9 protein-coding genes and 1 pseudogene are annotated in these 15,764 nt (G+C 71.2%); 9 read left to right on the top strand and 1 reads right to left on the bottom strand.

Annotated elements, in window-relative coordinates; translation table 11 throughout:
- The first annotated feature begins 107 nt into the window (after positions 1–107).
- From ACMYLB_RS03265 to ACMYLB_RS03225, 9 genes and pseudogenes are all read left to right on the top strand, one after another.
- Positions 108–1,487, top strand: a complete 1,380-nt coding sequence (locus ACMYLB_RS03265) for a sn-glycerol-1-phosphate dehydrogenase (protein ID WP_415909548.1) — start codon at positions 108–110, stop codon at positions 1,485–1,487.
- Complete coding sequence (locus tag ACMYLB_RS03260; protein ID WP_415909547.1) at positions 1,484–2,779, top strand: MFS transporter; 1,296 nt, start codon at positions 1,484–1,486, stop codon at positions 2,777–2,779. Before ACMYLB_RS03265 ends, ACMYLB_RS03260 begins: the two co-directional genes overlap by 4 nt.
- A 2-nt stretch (positions 2,780–2,781) precedes the next feature.
- The gene (locus ACMYLB_RS03255; RefSeq protein ID WP_415909546.1) at positions 2,782–3,642 is read left to right on the top strand and encodes an HAD-IIA family hydrolase; all 861 of its coding nucleotides are present in this window, start codon (positions 2,782–2,784) and stop codon (positions 3,640–3,642) included.
- Entirely contained in the window at positions 3,639–5,144 is a 1,506-nt protein-coding gene (locus ACMYLB_RS03250; RefSeq protein WP_415909545.1) for a glycerol-3-phosphate dehydrogenase/oxidase, read from the top strand. Before ACMYLB_RS03255 ends, ACMYLB_RS03250 begins: the two co-directional genes overlap by 4 nt.
- A gap of 321 nt (positions 5,145–5,465) precedes the next feature.
- Positions 5,466–5,870 (top strand): annotated as a pseudogene (locus ACMYLB_RS03245) (GDSL-type esterase/lipase family protein); the annotation flags it as partial.
- Positions 5,871–5,988: 118 nt separating this feature from the next.
- The gene (locus ACMYLB_RS03240; protein WP_415909544.1) at positions 5,989–7,347 is read left to right on the top strand and encodes an acetylxylan esterase; all 1,359 of its coding nucleotides are present in this window, start codon (positions 5,989–5,991) and stop codon (positions 7,345–7,347) included.
- Between the two features lie 39 nt (positions 7,348–7,386).
- Positions 7,387–9,864: a beta-mannosidase gene (locus ACMYLB_RS03235; RefSeq protein ID WP_415909543.1), complete on the top strand. Its 2,478-nt coding sequence runs from the start codon at positions 7,387–7,389 to the stop codon at positions 9,862–9,864.
- 51 nt (positions 9,865–9,915) lie between these two features.
- Positions 9,916–11,094: a XylR family transcriptional regulator gene (locus ACMYLB_RS03230; protein WP_415909542.1), complete on the top strand. Its 1,179-nt coding sequence runs from the start codon at positions 9,916–9,918 to the stop codon at positions 11,092–11,094.
- Positions 11,095–11,250: 156 nt separating this feature from the next.
- A complete protein-coding gene (locus tag ACMYLB_RS03225; protein WP_415909541.1) occupies positions 11,251–14,760 on the top strand; it encodes a TonB-dependent receptor plug domain-containing protein in 3,510 nt (1,169 codons plus the stop codon).
- A gap of 141 nt (positions 14,761–14,901) precedes the next feature.
- Here the strand turns inward: ACMYLB_RS03225 and ACMYLB_RS03220 are convergent, their stop codons facing one another.
- Positions 14,902–15,762, bottom strand: coding sequence for an alpha/beta fold hydrolase (locus tag ACMYLB_RS03220; RefSeq protein ID WP_415909540.1), 861 nt, complete (start codon positions 15,760–15,762; stop codon positions 14,902–14,904).
- Positions 15,763–15,764 lie beyond the last annotated feature (2 nt).

Genomic DNA, 15,764 nt, shown 5'->3' with positions numbered 1-15,764 from the left:
TGTCTGTTTATTCCTTGCGTCGCACCGGGGGCGCCGCTTTGCTGCCTCCACCTGCCACCGTCTGCGCCGGCCCCATGGTCGGCGGCGCGGCTGGGCTCCTCCTTTCGATGCTCCCCGTCCCCTCCTCCGTTGCCATCCGCCCCGCCCCGGTCGGCGTCGCGGAAGCTCTCAGCTCCGCCCGCGAAACCCGCTCCCTGCTGATCGGGCCCGGCGTCCTCGAGCGCGTCCCGGCGGTGTTCCGGGAACAGTTTGCCGGCGCCCGCGCGGTGGTCGTCTGTGACGTGAACACCTGGAACGTGGCCGGGCAGGCGGTGCAGGCGGGCCTGCGCGCGGCGGGCCTGGCCGGCGCGGAGCCCTTCGTGTTCCGCGATCCCGCCCTCTACGCCGAGCACCGCTACGTCGAACCGCTGGAGCAGGCGCTGGCCGCCCACGATGCGGTCCCGATCGCGGTCGGCTCGGGCACGATCAACGACCTGGTGAAGCTGGCCGCCCACCGCACCGGCCGCTCCTACCTGTGCGTGGCGACCGCGGCATCGATGGACGGCTACACCGCCTTCGGGGCCTCGATCACCTATCGGGGAGCCAAGCAGACTTTCAACTGTCCCGCGCCCCGCGCCGTCGTGGCCGACATCGACGTCATTCGCCACGCGCCGCCGGAGATGACCGCATCCGGCTACGCCGACCTCCAGGCCAAGATCACGGCGGGCGCCGACTGGCTGCTGGCGGACGCGCTCGGGGTCGAAGCAATCGAGGCGCGCGCCTGGACCATCGTGCAGGGCGGTCTCGACGAGGCGCTCGCCGATCCAGCGGGAGCGCGCGCCGGCCGCCCCACGGCCATCACGCCGCTGGTCGAGGGCCTGATGCTCGGCGGCTTCGCGATGCAATGGACCAAGTCCAGCCGCCCCGCCTCGGGCGCCGAGCACCAGTTCAGCCATTTGTGGGACATGGAGCACCACACCCATGACGGCGTCGCGCCGTCGCACGGGTTCAAGGTGGGCGTCGCCACCCTCGCGGTCACGACGCTCTACGAAGCGCTCCTCGCGCAGCCGATCCACCAGCTCGACGTCGAGGCCTGCTGCGCGCGCTGGCCCGACCGGGCGCAGCTCGAAGCCGACATCCGCCGCCGGTTCGCCGACACCGATTTCGTCGATACCGCCGTGCAGGAATCGCTCGCCAAGCACGTTTCGCGCGACGAGCTCCGCGCCCAGCTGCTCCGCGCGAGCGCCCTCTGGCCCGATCTCCGCCCGCAGTTGTCCGCGCAACTCGTCCCCTCGCGCGAGCTCCGCCGGCGCCTCGAACTTGTCGGCGCGCCCGCGACCCCCGAGGCGATCGGCCTCACGCGCGAGCGGCTGCGCGGCAGCTTCATCCGCGCCTATCACCTGCGGCGCCGGTTCACCGTGCTCGACCTGGCGGTTCGCACCGGGCTGCTGGAGCCGTGCCTCGGCACTCTTTTCGCGCCCAACGGTCCGTGGGGCTCAGCCACATGATCGCTTCGCCCACCGCCCCCTCCACCGCGCCCGAAGCCGCGGGCGTGCCGGAGCGCTTCCGCTACTGGCAGACGCGCACGCTGCTCGCGAGCATGGTGGGATACGCGGCGTTCTATTTCGTCCGCAAGAACCTCAGCGTCGCCATGCCGGCGATGCAGCACGATCTCGGGATCACGAAGGGCGACCTCGGCCTCTTCCTCACGCTGCACGGCCTGCTTTATGGCGTCTCGAAGTTCGCCAACGGCTTCTGGGGCGACCGCGTCAACGCGCGCGTCTTCATGGTCGCGGGCCTGCTGCTGTCCGCCCTGGCCAACGTCGCCTTCGGCCTGAGCTCGGTCGCCGTCGCCTTCGGCATCTTCTGGATGATCAACGGCTGGGTCCAAGGCATGGGCTTCCCGCCGTGCGCGCGGCTCATGACGCACTGGTTCCCGCCGGAGAAGCTGGCGACGAAGATGTCGATCTGGAACACCTCGCACTCGATCGGCGCGGCGCTGGTCGTGATCTTCTGCGGCTACGTCGTCGGCTTCGGCTGGCGCTGGTGCTTCTTCGCCCCCGCCATTCTCGCGGTCGTGATCGCCGGGCTGCTCTGGCTCACGCTGCGCGATACGCCGAGCTCCGTCGGCCTGCCGGAGATCAAGACCGGTTCCGTCGCCGCGTCCCCCCGGGACGACAACTTCGGGGCGTTCGTGCGCCGGCAGGTTTTCGCCAACCGCACGATGTGGCTCATCGCGCTCGCCAACTTCTTCGTCTACACGGTGCGCTACGGCATCCTCGACTGGGGTCCGACGCTGTTGCGCGAGTGGAAGAACATCCCGCTGCACCAGGCCGGCTGGATGGTCGCCGCCTTCGAGATCTCGGGCATCGCCGGCATGCTCGTCGCCGGCTGGTGCACCGATCGCTTCTTCGGCGGCCGCGCGGTGCGCGTGTGCGTGATCTGCATGGCGGGCGCAAGCGTCGTGCTGCTGCTTTTCTGGAAACTCGCCGCGCCCCCGCCGTGGCTGGCGACGGTGCTGCTCGGCGCCGGCGGATTCTTCATCTACGGCCCGCAGGCCCTCGTCGGCATCGCCGCGGCCAACCTCGCCACCAAGCGCGCGGCGGCGACCGCCGTCGGCTTCACCGGCATCTTCGGTTATCTCAGCACCATCCTTTCCGGCTGGGGCCTCGGCCGGCTGGTGGATGCGCAGGGCTGGGGCGTGGCGTTCGCCGCGCTCCTCGCCGTCGCGGTCGTCGGCACGCTGCTGTTCGCCCTCGCCTGGCCGGCGCGGGCGCACGGCTACGACGATCCGGCCTGACCATGAACGCTCCCGTCAGCGACCTTCCCCTCGCCCGCCTCGCCGGCATCGCCCATGTCGCGCTCGACATGGACGGCACCATCTACAAGGGCGGCACACTCTTCGCCTGCACGCTGCCGTTCCTGGCGCGCCTGCGCGAATTGGGCATCGGCTACACCTTCCTGACCAACAACCCCTCGAAAAGCCCGGCCGACTACCTCGCGCACCTGCGCAAGATGGGGCTGACCGCGCGGCCCGAGGAGCTGCACACGTCGGCGCTCGCCGTCATCGACCACCTCCGCACCCAGCACCCGGGCTTCCGCCGGCTCTTCGTGCTCGGCACGCCGAGCATGCTGGCGCAGTTCCGCGACGCGGGATTCCTGCTCATGGAGGATCGCGACGAGGACGTGCCGGACGCGGTCGTGGTCGGCTTCGATCTCACGCTCGCCTACCCTCGCCTCTGCCGCGCCGCGTGGTGGGTGCGGCAGGGCAAGCCGTATTTCGCGACCAATCCCGATTTCGTCTGCCCGACCGACCAGCCCACCGTGCTCGTCGACTGCGGCGCCATCTGCGCCTCCCTCCAGGCCGCCACCGGCCGCGCGCCCGATCAGGTTTTCGGCAAGCCCGACCCGTCGATGCTCGACGGCATCCTGCGCCGGCATCGCATCGCGCCGGAGGCCGTAGCGATGGTCGGCGACCGCATCTACACCGACATCGCCATGGCGCGCCGCGCCCGCGCCCTGGGCGTGCTCGTGCTCACCGGCGAAGCCACGGCCGATGACGCCGCCCGTGCCACGCCGTCGCCCGATCTGGTCGTGCCGAGCCTGGCGGAGTTCGGCGACCTCCTCGCCGAGGCGCGGCGCCCGGCATCCCTTCGGCCATGAATAGAGAGACTGTATTCGAACAACTGACGGGAGAAATCTTCGACGCGTTCGTGATCGGCGGCGGCATTGTCGGCGCCGGCGTCGCCCGCGACGCCGCCATGCGCGGGCTGCGCGTCGCGCTGGTTGACCGGCACGACTTCGCGTTCGGCACCAGCAGCCGCTCGAGCCGCCTGCTGCACGGCGGCCTGCGCTACCTGGAACAGGGCCGCGTCCGCCTCGTGCGCGAGGCGAGCGTCGAGAAGATGCGCCTGCACAAGCTCGCGCCGCACCTCGCGCAGCCGCTCGGCTTCGTGTTCCCCGCCTATCGCGGCGAGGGCCGCCCGCTCTGGCAGCTCGGCATCGGCGTGAAGCTCTACGACCTCCTCTGCGGCGGGCGGAACCTGAAACCCTCGCGCCGCCTCGACGTCGCGGCGGTGCAGGGCCTCGCACCCCAACTGAAAATCGACCGGCTCGCCGGCGCCGTGCTCTACTACGACGGCCTCACCAACGACGCCCGGCTCGTGGTCGACACCCTGCGCTCCGCGGCGCAGCACGGGGCGGTCGTGGCCAACTACACGCGCCTCGTGGACGCCAGCCGCCGCGGCGAGGTCTGGCACTGCGAAGTCCGCGACGAGCTCACCGGGCGCACCGCCACCGTCCGCGCACGCGCCATCGTGAATGCCACCGGCCCGTGGGCCGAGGGCGTGCCCCACAGCGCGGTGAAGCTCCGCCTGAGCAAGGGCATCCACATCGTGGTCGATCGCGCGCGCCTCGCCACGCGCGAGGCCGTCGTCATCACCGAGGGCAAACGCTTGCTCTTCGTCCTGCCCTGGGGCGAGCGCACGATCGTCGGCACCACCGACACCGACTACGAGGGCGCGCCCGAGGCGGTCCGCGTGCAACCCGAGGACGTGCGCTACGTCCTCGACACCGTGGCGCGGTTCTTCCCGCGGGTCGACCTGCAGCCGCAGGACGTCATCAGCTCTTGGGCCGGCCTGCGCCCGCTCGTGGCGAACCCGGACGGCACGCCCTCCGACGTCTCGCGCGAGCACCAGATTCTTTCGCCGGAACCGGGCTGGTGGGACATCACCGGCGGCAAACTCACCACCTACCGCCTGATGGCCGAGCAGGCCGGCGACCGCCTTGCCCGCTTCCTCGGCAAGGGAGAAGCGCACAGCCGCACGGCGGACGAGCCGCTGCTGGCGAGCGGACCGGAGGCGGCGTTCAGCTCGATCGTGCCCGGCGCCTGCACGCGCGCCGCGGTCGAGCATTACGTCCGTCACGAGTGGGCGCGCCACCTCGACGACGTCCTCGTGCGCCGGAGCAGCTGGCACTACTATCACACCGACACCGAGGCCCAGGCCCGCCGCGTGGCCGGCTGGATGGCGGAGTTGCTGAACTGGTCGCCCGCGATGGTCGAGCACCAGCTCGAACGCTACCACAGCCTCGTCGACCAGGCCGCGGCGACCGCCGGGACGGCACCCCGGTCGTCCGCGCCCGCAGCCTCGGCGGCCGGAAGATAGCGATTCCCGCGCGCGTCTGCTCGAAGGCGCGCGCCCGATCGCGCTTTCCGCCTCAGCTGGTGGAGCGACCCACGCCTCCACCATTCTCAGCTGGCCGGACAAAGGTTCTCATTCCCCCGCGGCGGTGCGCGTGGCAACTTGGCGCATGCGCGTGCTGTTCGCGTTTCCCCGCCCCTGGTTTTCCTCGCCGCCATCGCCCTCGCGCTGGCCCCCGCCGCCCAAGCCGATCCCGCGCAGTGGCGCGACCAGGTCGCCGCCCTGGCGCCGCGCCCCGGCGATCCTTCCGTCGACGCCGTCTTCATCGGCAGCTCGTCGGTGCGCATGTGGAAGAGCCTGGCGCACGACTTCCCGCCGTGGCGCACCGTCAACTGCGGCTTCGGCGGCTCGCACCTCGCCGACAGCGTCTTCTATTTCGACCAGCTCGTGACGCCGCGCGCCCCGCGCGTCGTCGTCCTCTACGCCGGGGAAAACGACCTCGCCGCCGGGGCCGCCCCCGAGCAGGTCCGCGCCGACTTCCTCGCCTTCCGCCGGCGGCTGCACGCCGCCCTGCCGGCCGCGCGCCTGATCTACCTCTCGTGCAAGCCGAGCCCGGCGCGCGCCGCGCACGCGGCGAAGTTCCGCGCCGCCAACGCCCTCATCGCCGCCGAGTGCGCCGCGGACCCGCGCTGCACCTTCGTCGACGTCGCCTCGCCCCTGCTCGACGCCGACGGCCAGCCGCGCGCCGAGCTCTTCGGCCCCGACCGCCTCCACATGAACGCGGCGGGCTACGCGCTCTGGACGCAGGCGCTGACTCCGGTGCTGGCCAAGGCATTCGCGCCCGCCGTCTCCCCTCGGGCACCAAGTGATGCGCCTCGCCGTCGTCCTGCTCCGCACGCTGGCGCCGCTCGGGTTCGCCAGCGCGGCGCTCGCCGCCGCGGCGGTCGAACTCGCGCCCGTGCCCGGCCCGGCCCAACGCCGGCTGGCGAGCGTCCGCGTGCAGGTCGCACCCGACCGCGCCGACTGGACCTACGCGCCGGGCGAGCCCGTGGCCTTCCGCATCCAGGTGCTCGCCGACGGCCATCCCGTCCCCGGCGCCGTCGCGACCTACACCGTCGCGCCGGAAAACACCCGCGCCGACAAAGTCACCGCATCCGTGCCCGCCGCGGGCCTCGTCGTCTCTGCCGGCGCGATGCGCACGCCCGGTTTCCTGCGCTGCATCGTCGAAACCGAGGTCGGCGGACGCACTTACCGCGGACTCGCCACCGCCGCCTGCGCGCCGGAGCAGATCCGCCCCGGCCAGGGCGAACCCGCCGACTTCGACGCGTTCTGGGACCGGAGCAAGGCCCAGCTCGCGCGCGTGCCGCTCGAACCGGTGCTCACGCTCCTGCCCGACGCCTGCACCGACCGGCTCAACGTCTACCACGTTAGCTTCCGCACGCTCGGCGCCGACGCGAGCCGCGCCGCGCGCCTCTACGGCATCCTCTGCGAGCCGAAGGCGCCCGGGCGTTACCCGGCGCTGTTGCGCCTGCCCGGCGCGGGCGTCCGCCCCTACGCCGGCGACAAGGCCACCGCCGAGCTCGGCTTCATCACGCTCGAGATCGGCATCCACGGCCTGCCCGTGAACCTGCCGCCGGAGGTTTACGAGCGCCTCCAGGCCGGTGCGCTGAACAACTACTGGCGCTTCAACCTCGACGACCGCGACGCCTATTATTTCCGCCGCGTCTACCTCGGCTGCCTGCGCGCGAACGACCTGCTCACCTCGCGTCCGGCCTGGGACGGCCGGAACCTGATCGCCGCCGGTGCAAGCCAGGGCGGCCAGCTCGCGATCGTCACCGCCGCGCTCGATCCGCGCGTCACCGCGCTGCTCGCCGTGCATCCCGGCCTTTGCGACCTCACGCCCGAGCGCCTGCATTTCCGCGCCACCGGGGAGCCGTTGCCCTACTCCGCGGAGAAACTCGCCCAGTCGCCGCACGCCACGCCGGCCAAGCGCGCCACCATCGCCTACTACGACACCGTGAATTTCGCCCGCCGCGTGCGCGTGCCGGGCTGCTACCTCTGGGGCTACAACGACGAGGTCTGCACGCCGTCGTCGCTCTACGCCGCCTTCAACGTCATCGCCGCACCGAAGACGCTCGAGCTGATGCTCGAACAAGGGCACTCCTACCCGCCCGAGCAATGGGACGCCCTGCAGCGCTGGCTGACCGGGCACGTGACCCGTCCCTGAAATTTCATCGGCGCCCTCGCCGCCGGCCCGCCTTTTTCCATGCACAGTTTCTCCCTCTCCGCCCGTCCCTGGCAGTTCCGCGACCCCGCGAAAAAATCCTGGCTGCCCGCCCACGTCCCCGGCTGCGTGCACACCGACCTGCAGCGCGCCGGCGTCATTCCCGATCCCTTCGTCGGCACCAATGAGCTCGGCCTGCGCTGGATCGAGGAGCGCGACTGGGAATACCGCACGCGGTTCGAGGTGCCCGCCGCGCTCCGGGCGCAGGATGAGATCGACCTCGTCGCCGACGGCCTCGACACGCTCGCGACCGTCACCCTCAACGGCCGCGTCGTCGCGCGCACGGACAACATGTTCACCGGCCACCGCTGGCCGATCCGGGCGCTGCTGCGCCGCGGCCGCAACGAGCTGTCCATCCGCTTCGCCAGCGCCGCGCGCCACATCGCCGCGCATCGCCGGCTGCACGCGCCGCGCGAGATCAACGATCCCGTCGGCGGCTGCACCGTCGTGCGCAAGCAGCAGTGCCAGTTCGGCTGGGACTGGGGCCCGCGGCTCGTCACCGCCGGCATCTGGCGCGACCTCCGCCTCGAGGGCTGGAGCCGCAACCGCCTCGACTCCGTCCGCGTCACGCAGGCGCACGGCGCCGACGGCGCGGTCACGCTCACCCTCGAGCCCGAGCTGGCGCGGCCCGAGCGCGGCGCCACCTGCCGCTGGCGCGTCTCGCTCGACGACCTCACCATCGCCGAGGGCACGGGCGCCGCCATTCGCCTCGCGCACCCGCAGCTCTGGTGGCCCGCCGGCCACGGCGCGCAGCCGCTCTACGTGCTCGAGGTCGAGGTGCTCGGCGCCGACGGCGCCTCGTGCGGCCGCTGGCTGCGCCGGATCGGCCTGCGCGCGATCGCGCTCGACCAGTCGGCCGACGCATGGGGCCGCGCGTTCCGCTTCGTCGTCAACGGCCGCCCGATCTTCGCCAAGGGCGCCAACTGGATCCCCGCCCACAGCTTCGTGGCCGACCTGCAGCGCGCCGACTACGCGCGCGACCTGACCAGCGCGGTGCAGGCGAACATGAACATGGTCCGCGTCTGGGGCGGCGGCATCTACGAGAGCGAGGATTTCTACGACCTCTGCGACGAGCTCGGCCTGCTCGTCTGGCAGGACTTCATGTTCGCCTGCACCGTCTATCCCGGCACGCGCGGCTTCGTCGCCAGCGTCCGCGCCGAGGCGGCGCACCAGCTCCGCCGCCTGCGCCACCGCGCCAGCCTCGCCCTCTGGTGCGGCAACAACGAGGTCTGGTCGATCAACGCCCCGCCCGACGGCGGCGACCGCGCACCCTGGCGCGCCGCCTACGAAAAATTGTTTCACGAGGCCCTGCCGGCCGAGGTGGCGCGGCACGACGGCGTCACGCCCTACTGGCCGTCCTCGCCCTGGCGCGGCGACACGGCGACCGACCACGCCGCCGGCGAGCAGCGCGGCGACACGCATTACTGGGACGTCTGGCACGCGCGCCACCCGGTGAAGGACTACGAGAAGTGGGCCTTCCGCTTCGTCTCCGAGTTCGGCATGCAGAGCTACAGCTCGCCGGCGACCAACGCCACCTTCTGCCCGCCGGACGACGCCAACGTCTTCGGCGCCACGATGGAGTGCCACCAGAAGAACCGCGCCGGCAACCAGATCATCCTCGACTACGTGTCGCGCCGCTACCGCTTCCCGAAGTCGCAGGACGACCTGATCTACCTCTCGCAGCTCAACCAGGCGCACTGCATGCAGGTGGGCGTCGAGCACTACCGCCGCCAGATGCCGCGCTGCATGGGCGCGCTCTACTGGCAGCTCAACGACTGCTGGCCCGTCGCCTCGTGGAGCTCGATCGAGTTCACCGGCCGCTGGAAGGCGCTGCACTACGTCGCCCGCCGCTTCTTCGCTCCCGTCACCGCCAGCGCGCACGTGCCGGGCGACGAGGAGGTCACCATCGGCAACTACCGCCGCAGCACGGTGGACGAGGTGCACCTGCACACCGTGTCCGACCTCGCGGAGGACGCGCGCGGCGTGCTGCGCTGGGATCTGTTCCACGCCGACGGCCGGCGCCTCGCCCGCGGCCGCAAGGCCGTGCGGCTGCGCGCCGGCGCGAGCGAGCGCCAGCACACGCTGGCCTGCGCGCGCTGGCTGGCCCGCCACGGGCGCGAGCAGGTCTGGCTGCGCTTCGCGCTCGACGTCGACGGCCGCTGCGTGAGCGAGGACACGGTCTTCTTCGCGCCGCCGCGCTTCGTCGCCCTGCCGCGCGGACGCACGACGGTGAAGATCGAGCTCGAGACGCCGCGGCGCGCGTTGCTCACCTTTACCTCGCGCGTCTTCCAGCACCGCTTCCGCTTCGACTTCCCCGCGCTCGAGCACCGCGCGAGCGACAACTGGTTCGAGCTTTACCCGCGCGAGCCGCGGCAGGTGGTCGTTGAATATTCACACGTCGTGACCCTTGACCAGCTGCGCGCCGGTCTCCAGCACTGCTCGCTCGCGGGAACCTCCTGACCGACGACCGAGCGCCGCCGGCCGCCCCGCCCGCGCGTCACCTCCCGCTTCGTGAAACCCCAAGTCCTCCTCGTCTTCCTCACTCGCTTTGAGGAGTGCAACGCCATGCTCAAGGGCGTCGCGCACTACGAGCGCACCCACCGGCCGTGGGCGGCGTTCCTCGACGACGAAGCGCGGGCCGAGATCGATCCGCAGTGGCTGCGCAGCAAGCGCTGGGACGGCATCATCAGCCGCCACACCACGCCGGCGCTGGTCGAGGCCTGCCGCCAGCTGCGCCTGCCGCTGGTCGATCTCAACGACGTGCCGCCGTTCCCCGGCGTGCCCAAGATCCGCCCCGACAACGTCGCGCTCGGCCACTGCGGCGCCGAGCACTACCTCGAGCGCGGCTACCGCAACTTCGCCTTCTGCGGCTTCCGCAACGACGGCTGGGCCTGCGAGCGGCGCGACGGCTTCCTCGAGGCGCTCGCGCTCGCCGGCCACAGCTGCCACGTCTTCGACGTCGACTACCCCGGCAGCCTCACGCCGTTCTGGGACGAGCGCCAGACCACCGCGCTCGCCGCCTGGCTGAAGGGCATGCCCAAGCCCGTCGCCGTCATGGCCTGCAACGACCTCCGCGCGCTCCAGGTCGTCAGCGCCGCGCAGAACGCGGGCCTGCTCGTGCCCGAGGAGGTCGCCGTGCTCGGGGTGAACAACGACACCATCCGCTGCGAGCTCGCCTACCCGCCGCTCTCGAGCGTGGCCACGAATCCGTTCCAGTCCGGCTACCTCGCCGCCGAGTGCCTCGCCCAGCTCATGCGCGGCGAGACGCCGCCCTCGACCGACCTGCGCGTCGAGCCGGTCGCGGTCGTGCCGCGCTACTCGACCGACGTGCTCGCGATCGACGACCGCATCGTCGCCGCCGCGCTCGGCTACATCCGCGAGCACGCCTGCCACGGCATCAGCGTGACGCAGGTGCAGAAATTCACCGGCGCCTCGCGCAGCCTGCTGGAGCGGAAGTTTCGCAGCCTGCTCGGGCGTTCGCCGCAGGCGGAAATCCGGCGCGTGCAGATCGCCAAGATCAAGCAGCTGCTCTTCGAGACCGATTTCCCGATGAAGAAAATCGCCGAGCTCACCGGCTTCGAGCACGACGAATACATGTGCGTCGTCTTCAAGCGCCTCACCGGCGCCTCGCCCGGCGCCTATCGCCGCCGCGTGCAGACGCAGGCCCCGCGCGCGCCCGCCGCGCCGTGACGCAAAGATTCTAAGTCGCGGGGCCAACCGAACTCATTTCCGCGGCGCCACCGGCACGCTACCTTCGCCGCGCTCACCCCGGTTCTGTTGTCACCCCGCTCCATCGCCTCCCGGCCGCCTCCGGCGCCCGGCGCGACGGCCACCCCTCCCCTACCCATGATCCCTCCCCGCACGCCCTCGCAATCCGTCCGGTGGCTCGGCGCCGCCGTCGCCGGTCTCCTCGGACTGACCCTCGGCGCGACCGCCCAGACGGTCGCCCCGCAGTCCACGTCTCCCGAGCCGGAGCCGAAGAAGATCGCGCTCCCGCGCGCGAGCGAGACGCCGCCGAAGGACGAGGCCAAGGACGCGCCGGACGACGAGGTCGTGCAGCTCGCGCCCTTCGTCGTCGCGGCCGAGACCGACCGCGGCTACCAGGCCACCTCGACCCTCGCCGGCACGCGCCTGCGCACCGAGCTGCGCGACGTCGGCGCCGCGATCTCGGTGGTCAACGCCCAGTTCCTCGCCGACACCGCCTCGAACAACGCGAAGGACGTGCTCGTCTACACCACCGGCACCGAAGCCGCCGGCCTCGGCGGCAACTACTCCGGCCTGTCGACCGGCCAGGGTTTCTCCAACGCCGAGGACGGCCTCGCCAGCCCGAACTCCATGACGCGCGTGCGCGGCCTCAGCGGCGCCGACCTCACGCGCGACTTCTTCTCCACCGACATCGGCCTCGATTCCTACAACACCGAGCGCATCGACATTTCGCGCGGCGCGAACGCCATCCTCTTCGGCCTCGGCAGCCCGGCCGGCATCATCAACAACCAGCTCAAGATGCCGAACCTGCGGAAGAACGGCTACACGTTCACCCAGACCGTCGGCCGCTACGAGTCGCACCGCGAGGTGCTCGACGTGAACCAGATGATCGAGAAGGACCGCCTCGGCGTCCGCATCATCGGCCTGAACGACGAGGAGAAGTTCCGCCAGGAGCCGGCCTTCGAGGACGACCGCCGCCTCTACGCCGCCGTCCGCTGGGAGCCGCGCCTGGTGAAAAACGGCACCACGCAGATCCAGGTCAGCTACGAGGACGGCACCATCAAGGCCAACCGCCCGCGCCTCAACCCGCCGGCCGACGGCCTCACGGTCTGGTTCGACGTGCTCAACAAGGTCGCGCTCGACCCGACCAACACCAGCACCGTCCTCAACAATCCCACGCTCGCGGCGCACCTCGGCTCCGCCGGCCGCTGGTTCGGCCAGGTCGGCGCCGTCTTCACCGATCCCAACTCCGCCACCCAGGGCGGCGGCGGCGTCCCGCCGTTCATGATGAGCCGCGGCGGCACGCCCACCTACACCCAGTGGTATGGCGTCTACAACTACACCTCCGCCGGCAACAACCCGAACTTCTTCCTCAACAAACTCTACGCCCCCGCCGGGCAGGCCTACGCCGGCCTCTGGCGCGCGCAGGAAATCAGCGACCCGTCCGTCTTCAACTTCTACGACCAGCTGCTCGACGGCCCGAACAAGTCCGAGCGCGCGGACTTCCACGCCCTCAACGCCGTCGTCCGCCAGACCTTCCTCCGCGACGCCGTCGGCGTCGAGGTCGCCTACGACAAGCAGGAGCACTCCCGCCGCAACCGCAGCCTCATCGGCTTCGACGCCGCCATGATCCACGTCGACATGCAGTCCAAGCTCGTCGACGGCACGCCCAACCCGAACTTCGGCCGCCCCTACTTCGCCTCCGACTCCATCGGCAACTACATGGTCGACACCGACCGCGAAGCCTGGCGCGCCACCACCTACGGCACCGCCGATTTCACCAAGAAGACCTCCTGGCTGCGCCACCTCGGCCGCCACGTCTTCACCGGCGTCTACAGCCTCCAGGAAAGCGAGCGCCTCTCCCGCACCTACCAGGGCTACGCCTACAGCCTCGACCAGAACGTCTACGCCGACAGCGCCACCGCCCAGTCCTATCCCGGCTACGCCGCCATCCACTACCTCGGCGGCTCGATCGCCAACCTCAGCTCGCCCGCCGGCGCGCACATCCAGGGCCTGACCGCCCTGCACGAGCCGGCCGCCACCGGCACCGCGCTGCTCTTCGACAACCGCATCGACCAGTGGGTCTACGCGCCGGTCTCGGTCATCACGCCCGAGCGCGACCTCGACAAGCTCTACTCCAACGCCTCGCGCTCCTACAACCGCACCGAGAGCTACTCCGCCATCTGGCAGAGCTACCTCTTCAACCGCAAGCTCGTCGGCCTCGTCGGCTGGCGCCAGGACGACTACGAGCTCTTCGACGCCGGCACGCCGCCGACCGTCAGCCCCACCGGCCAGGTCGATCCCTTCGCCGCCTCGTGGGCTTATCCGCAACAGGCCACCATCCACGCCAAGGACCAGACCGTCAGCTGGAGCGTCGTCGGCCACGCGCCGGACTTCGTCAAGCGCCGCCTCCCGCGCGGCATGGACGTCAGCCTCTCCTACAACCAGTCGCAGAACTTCCGCCCGTCCTCCACCGTCGCCGACGTCTACGGCCGCCCCTTCTCGCCGCCGCGCGGCTCGACCAAGGACTACGGCCTCACGCTCTCGTTCGCCGACAACAAGCTCGTCCTGCGCGTCGTCCGCTACGAGACGCTCCAGGCCAACGACGTCAGCACGTTCTACAACACCTTCTGGCCCGGCAACGACGTCGTCCGCGCCATGAACGGCCTCCGCGGCTCCAACACCTCCGAGGTGCTCATCAACCGCTGGTTCGGCTTCAAGCCCGGCGACGCCGACTACCTCCCGCTCCGCTCCGGCCTCACCAATGGCACCAGCGCCAACCCCGGCCTCACCACCGCCGAGCGCACCGCGCGCGACGCCTGGTTCGCCCGCCGCACGCCCGCCGAGTGGCTGCGTCCCGTCGACCCGCTGCTGGCGCAGACCTGGGCCTTCACCCAGAACGCCAGCGGCACCTGGTCCGCCACCCGCCCGCCCAACGTCGGCAACATCGCCGACACCGAGTCGCGCGGCACCGAGCTCGAGGCCACCTTCAATCCGCGCCCGAACTGGCGCCTGACCCTCAACGCCGTCCGCCAGGAGGCCTACCGCTCGAACTACGGCAAGGACTTCGAGGAGTTCATCACCCGCAACCTCCCGCTCTGGACCGACGGCGACGGCGTCATCGCCGCCAGCATCCGCGACCAGAACGGCTTCGAGGACATCCCGTATTTCAACAGCGTCACCGGCTCCCGCCTCGGCGTGATGGCGATCAACAACATGTATGTGCCCTACCTGAACGCCCTCGCGGCCAACCACGCCGCCGTGCAGGAGCTGCGCAAGTGGCGCTTCAACTTCGTCACCAACTACGACTTCGTCCGCGGCCCGCTCAAGGGCTTCTCCATCGGCGGCGCCACGCGCTGGCAGGACCGCGTCGCCATCGGCTACGGCGTGAAGAAGAACGAAGCCGGTCAGTGGGTCTCCGACGTCAACCAGCCCTACTACGGCAGCGACGAACTCGACGTCGACCTCTGGCTGAAATACACCCGCCGCCTCGCGCGCGACAAGGTGCGCTGGACCGTGCAGCTGAACGTCCGCGATCTCTTCGGCAGCGACGACCTCATCGCCGTCACCGCCCAGCCCAACGGCACCACCGCCTCGTTCCGCATCCCGCAGCCGCAGCAGTGGACGATCACCAACACCTTCGCCTTCTGAGCCGCGCGGGCTGAGCCCGCCGACGTTTTCCCCGAGGGCCGGTCCGCGCGACCGGCCCTTTTTCGTCTCGGCAATGGACGTGCCGCGGCCGGGGCCGCTGTTCCCCACCTCCTCGGCGCGGCGGGCGCGGCGCCCGGAAGCTCAGCGCGCCGCCGCCGGCAGGTGCGAATGCAGCCACGCGTTCATGCGCGCGGCGTAATCGGGCAGAAACTTTTCCCAGGTGAGCAGGCCGTGCGGCGCACCGGGCAGCACGATCAGGTCGCAGGTGTTGCCGGCAGCGCGCAGCTGCTCCTGGAAGCTCCGCGACATCGCGATCGGCACCGTCTTGTCGGCGTCGCCGTGGAGAATCAGAAACGGCGGCAGGCCCGGGAGCACCTGCGCGCTCGGAGAGACGTCGCGGAGCCTCTTCTCGGTCTCGGGCGTGAGTTCCTTCGCGATGCCGAACAGCGCCTGGAGCGACGTGCTCGCGCCGCCGCGGTTGCGCGTGTCGGTCACCAGGTCCGTCACCGGCGCGAAGCCGACCACCGCCTGCACGCGCGTGTCCGCGTCCGGGCGCACGCCGGCCAGGCACGCGAGGTGGCCGCCGGACGAGTGGCCGACGAGCACGATGCGCCGCGGGTCGCCGCCATACTCGGCTGCGTGCGCCTTCACCCAGCGGATGGCGGTCAGCACGTCCTCGTAGCCGGCCGGCCACGGGTGCGCCGGCGCAAGCCGGTAGTCGATCGAGAACCACACGAATCCGCCGGCGCGGAAGGCCGCGAACCACGGCGTGATGTCGGCGCCGTTGCCGGGCTTGTCGCTGCCGGCCTTGCTGCCGCTGCTCCAGCCGCCGCCGTGCACGAGGATCGCGACCGGGAACGGCCCCTCGCCGGCGGGCACGTCCACGTCGAGCTTCAGGCTCACGCCGGCGGCGCGGCCGTATTCGACGTCGCGGACGAACCGCGCCTCCGCGGCGAAGGCGGGCAGCGCAAACAGGAGGGCGACAGCAGCGAGCGTTTTCATGG

This window comes from Oleiharenicola sp. Vm1 (assembly GCF_047777955.1).
Lineage (GTDB): Bacteria > Verrucomicrobiota > Verrucomicrobiia > Opitutales > Opitutaceae > Didemnitutus.
The sequence above is the reverse complement of the archived record's forward strand: the minus strand, read 5'-3'. Positions and strand labels throughout refer to the sequence as shown.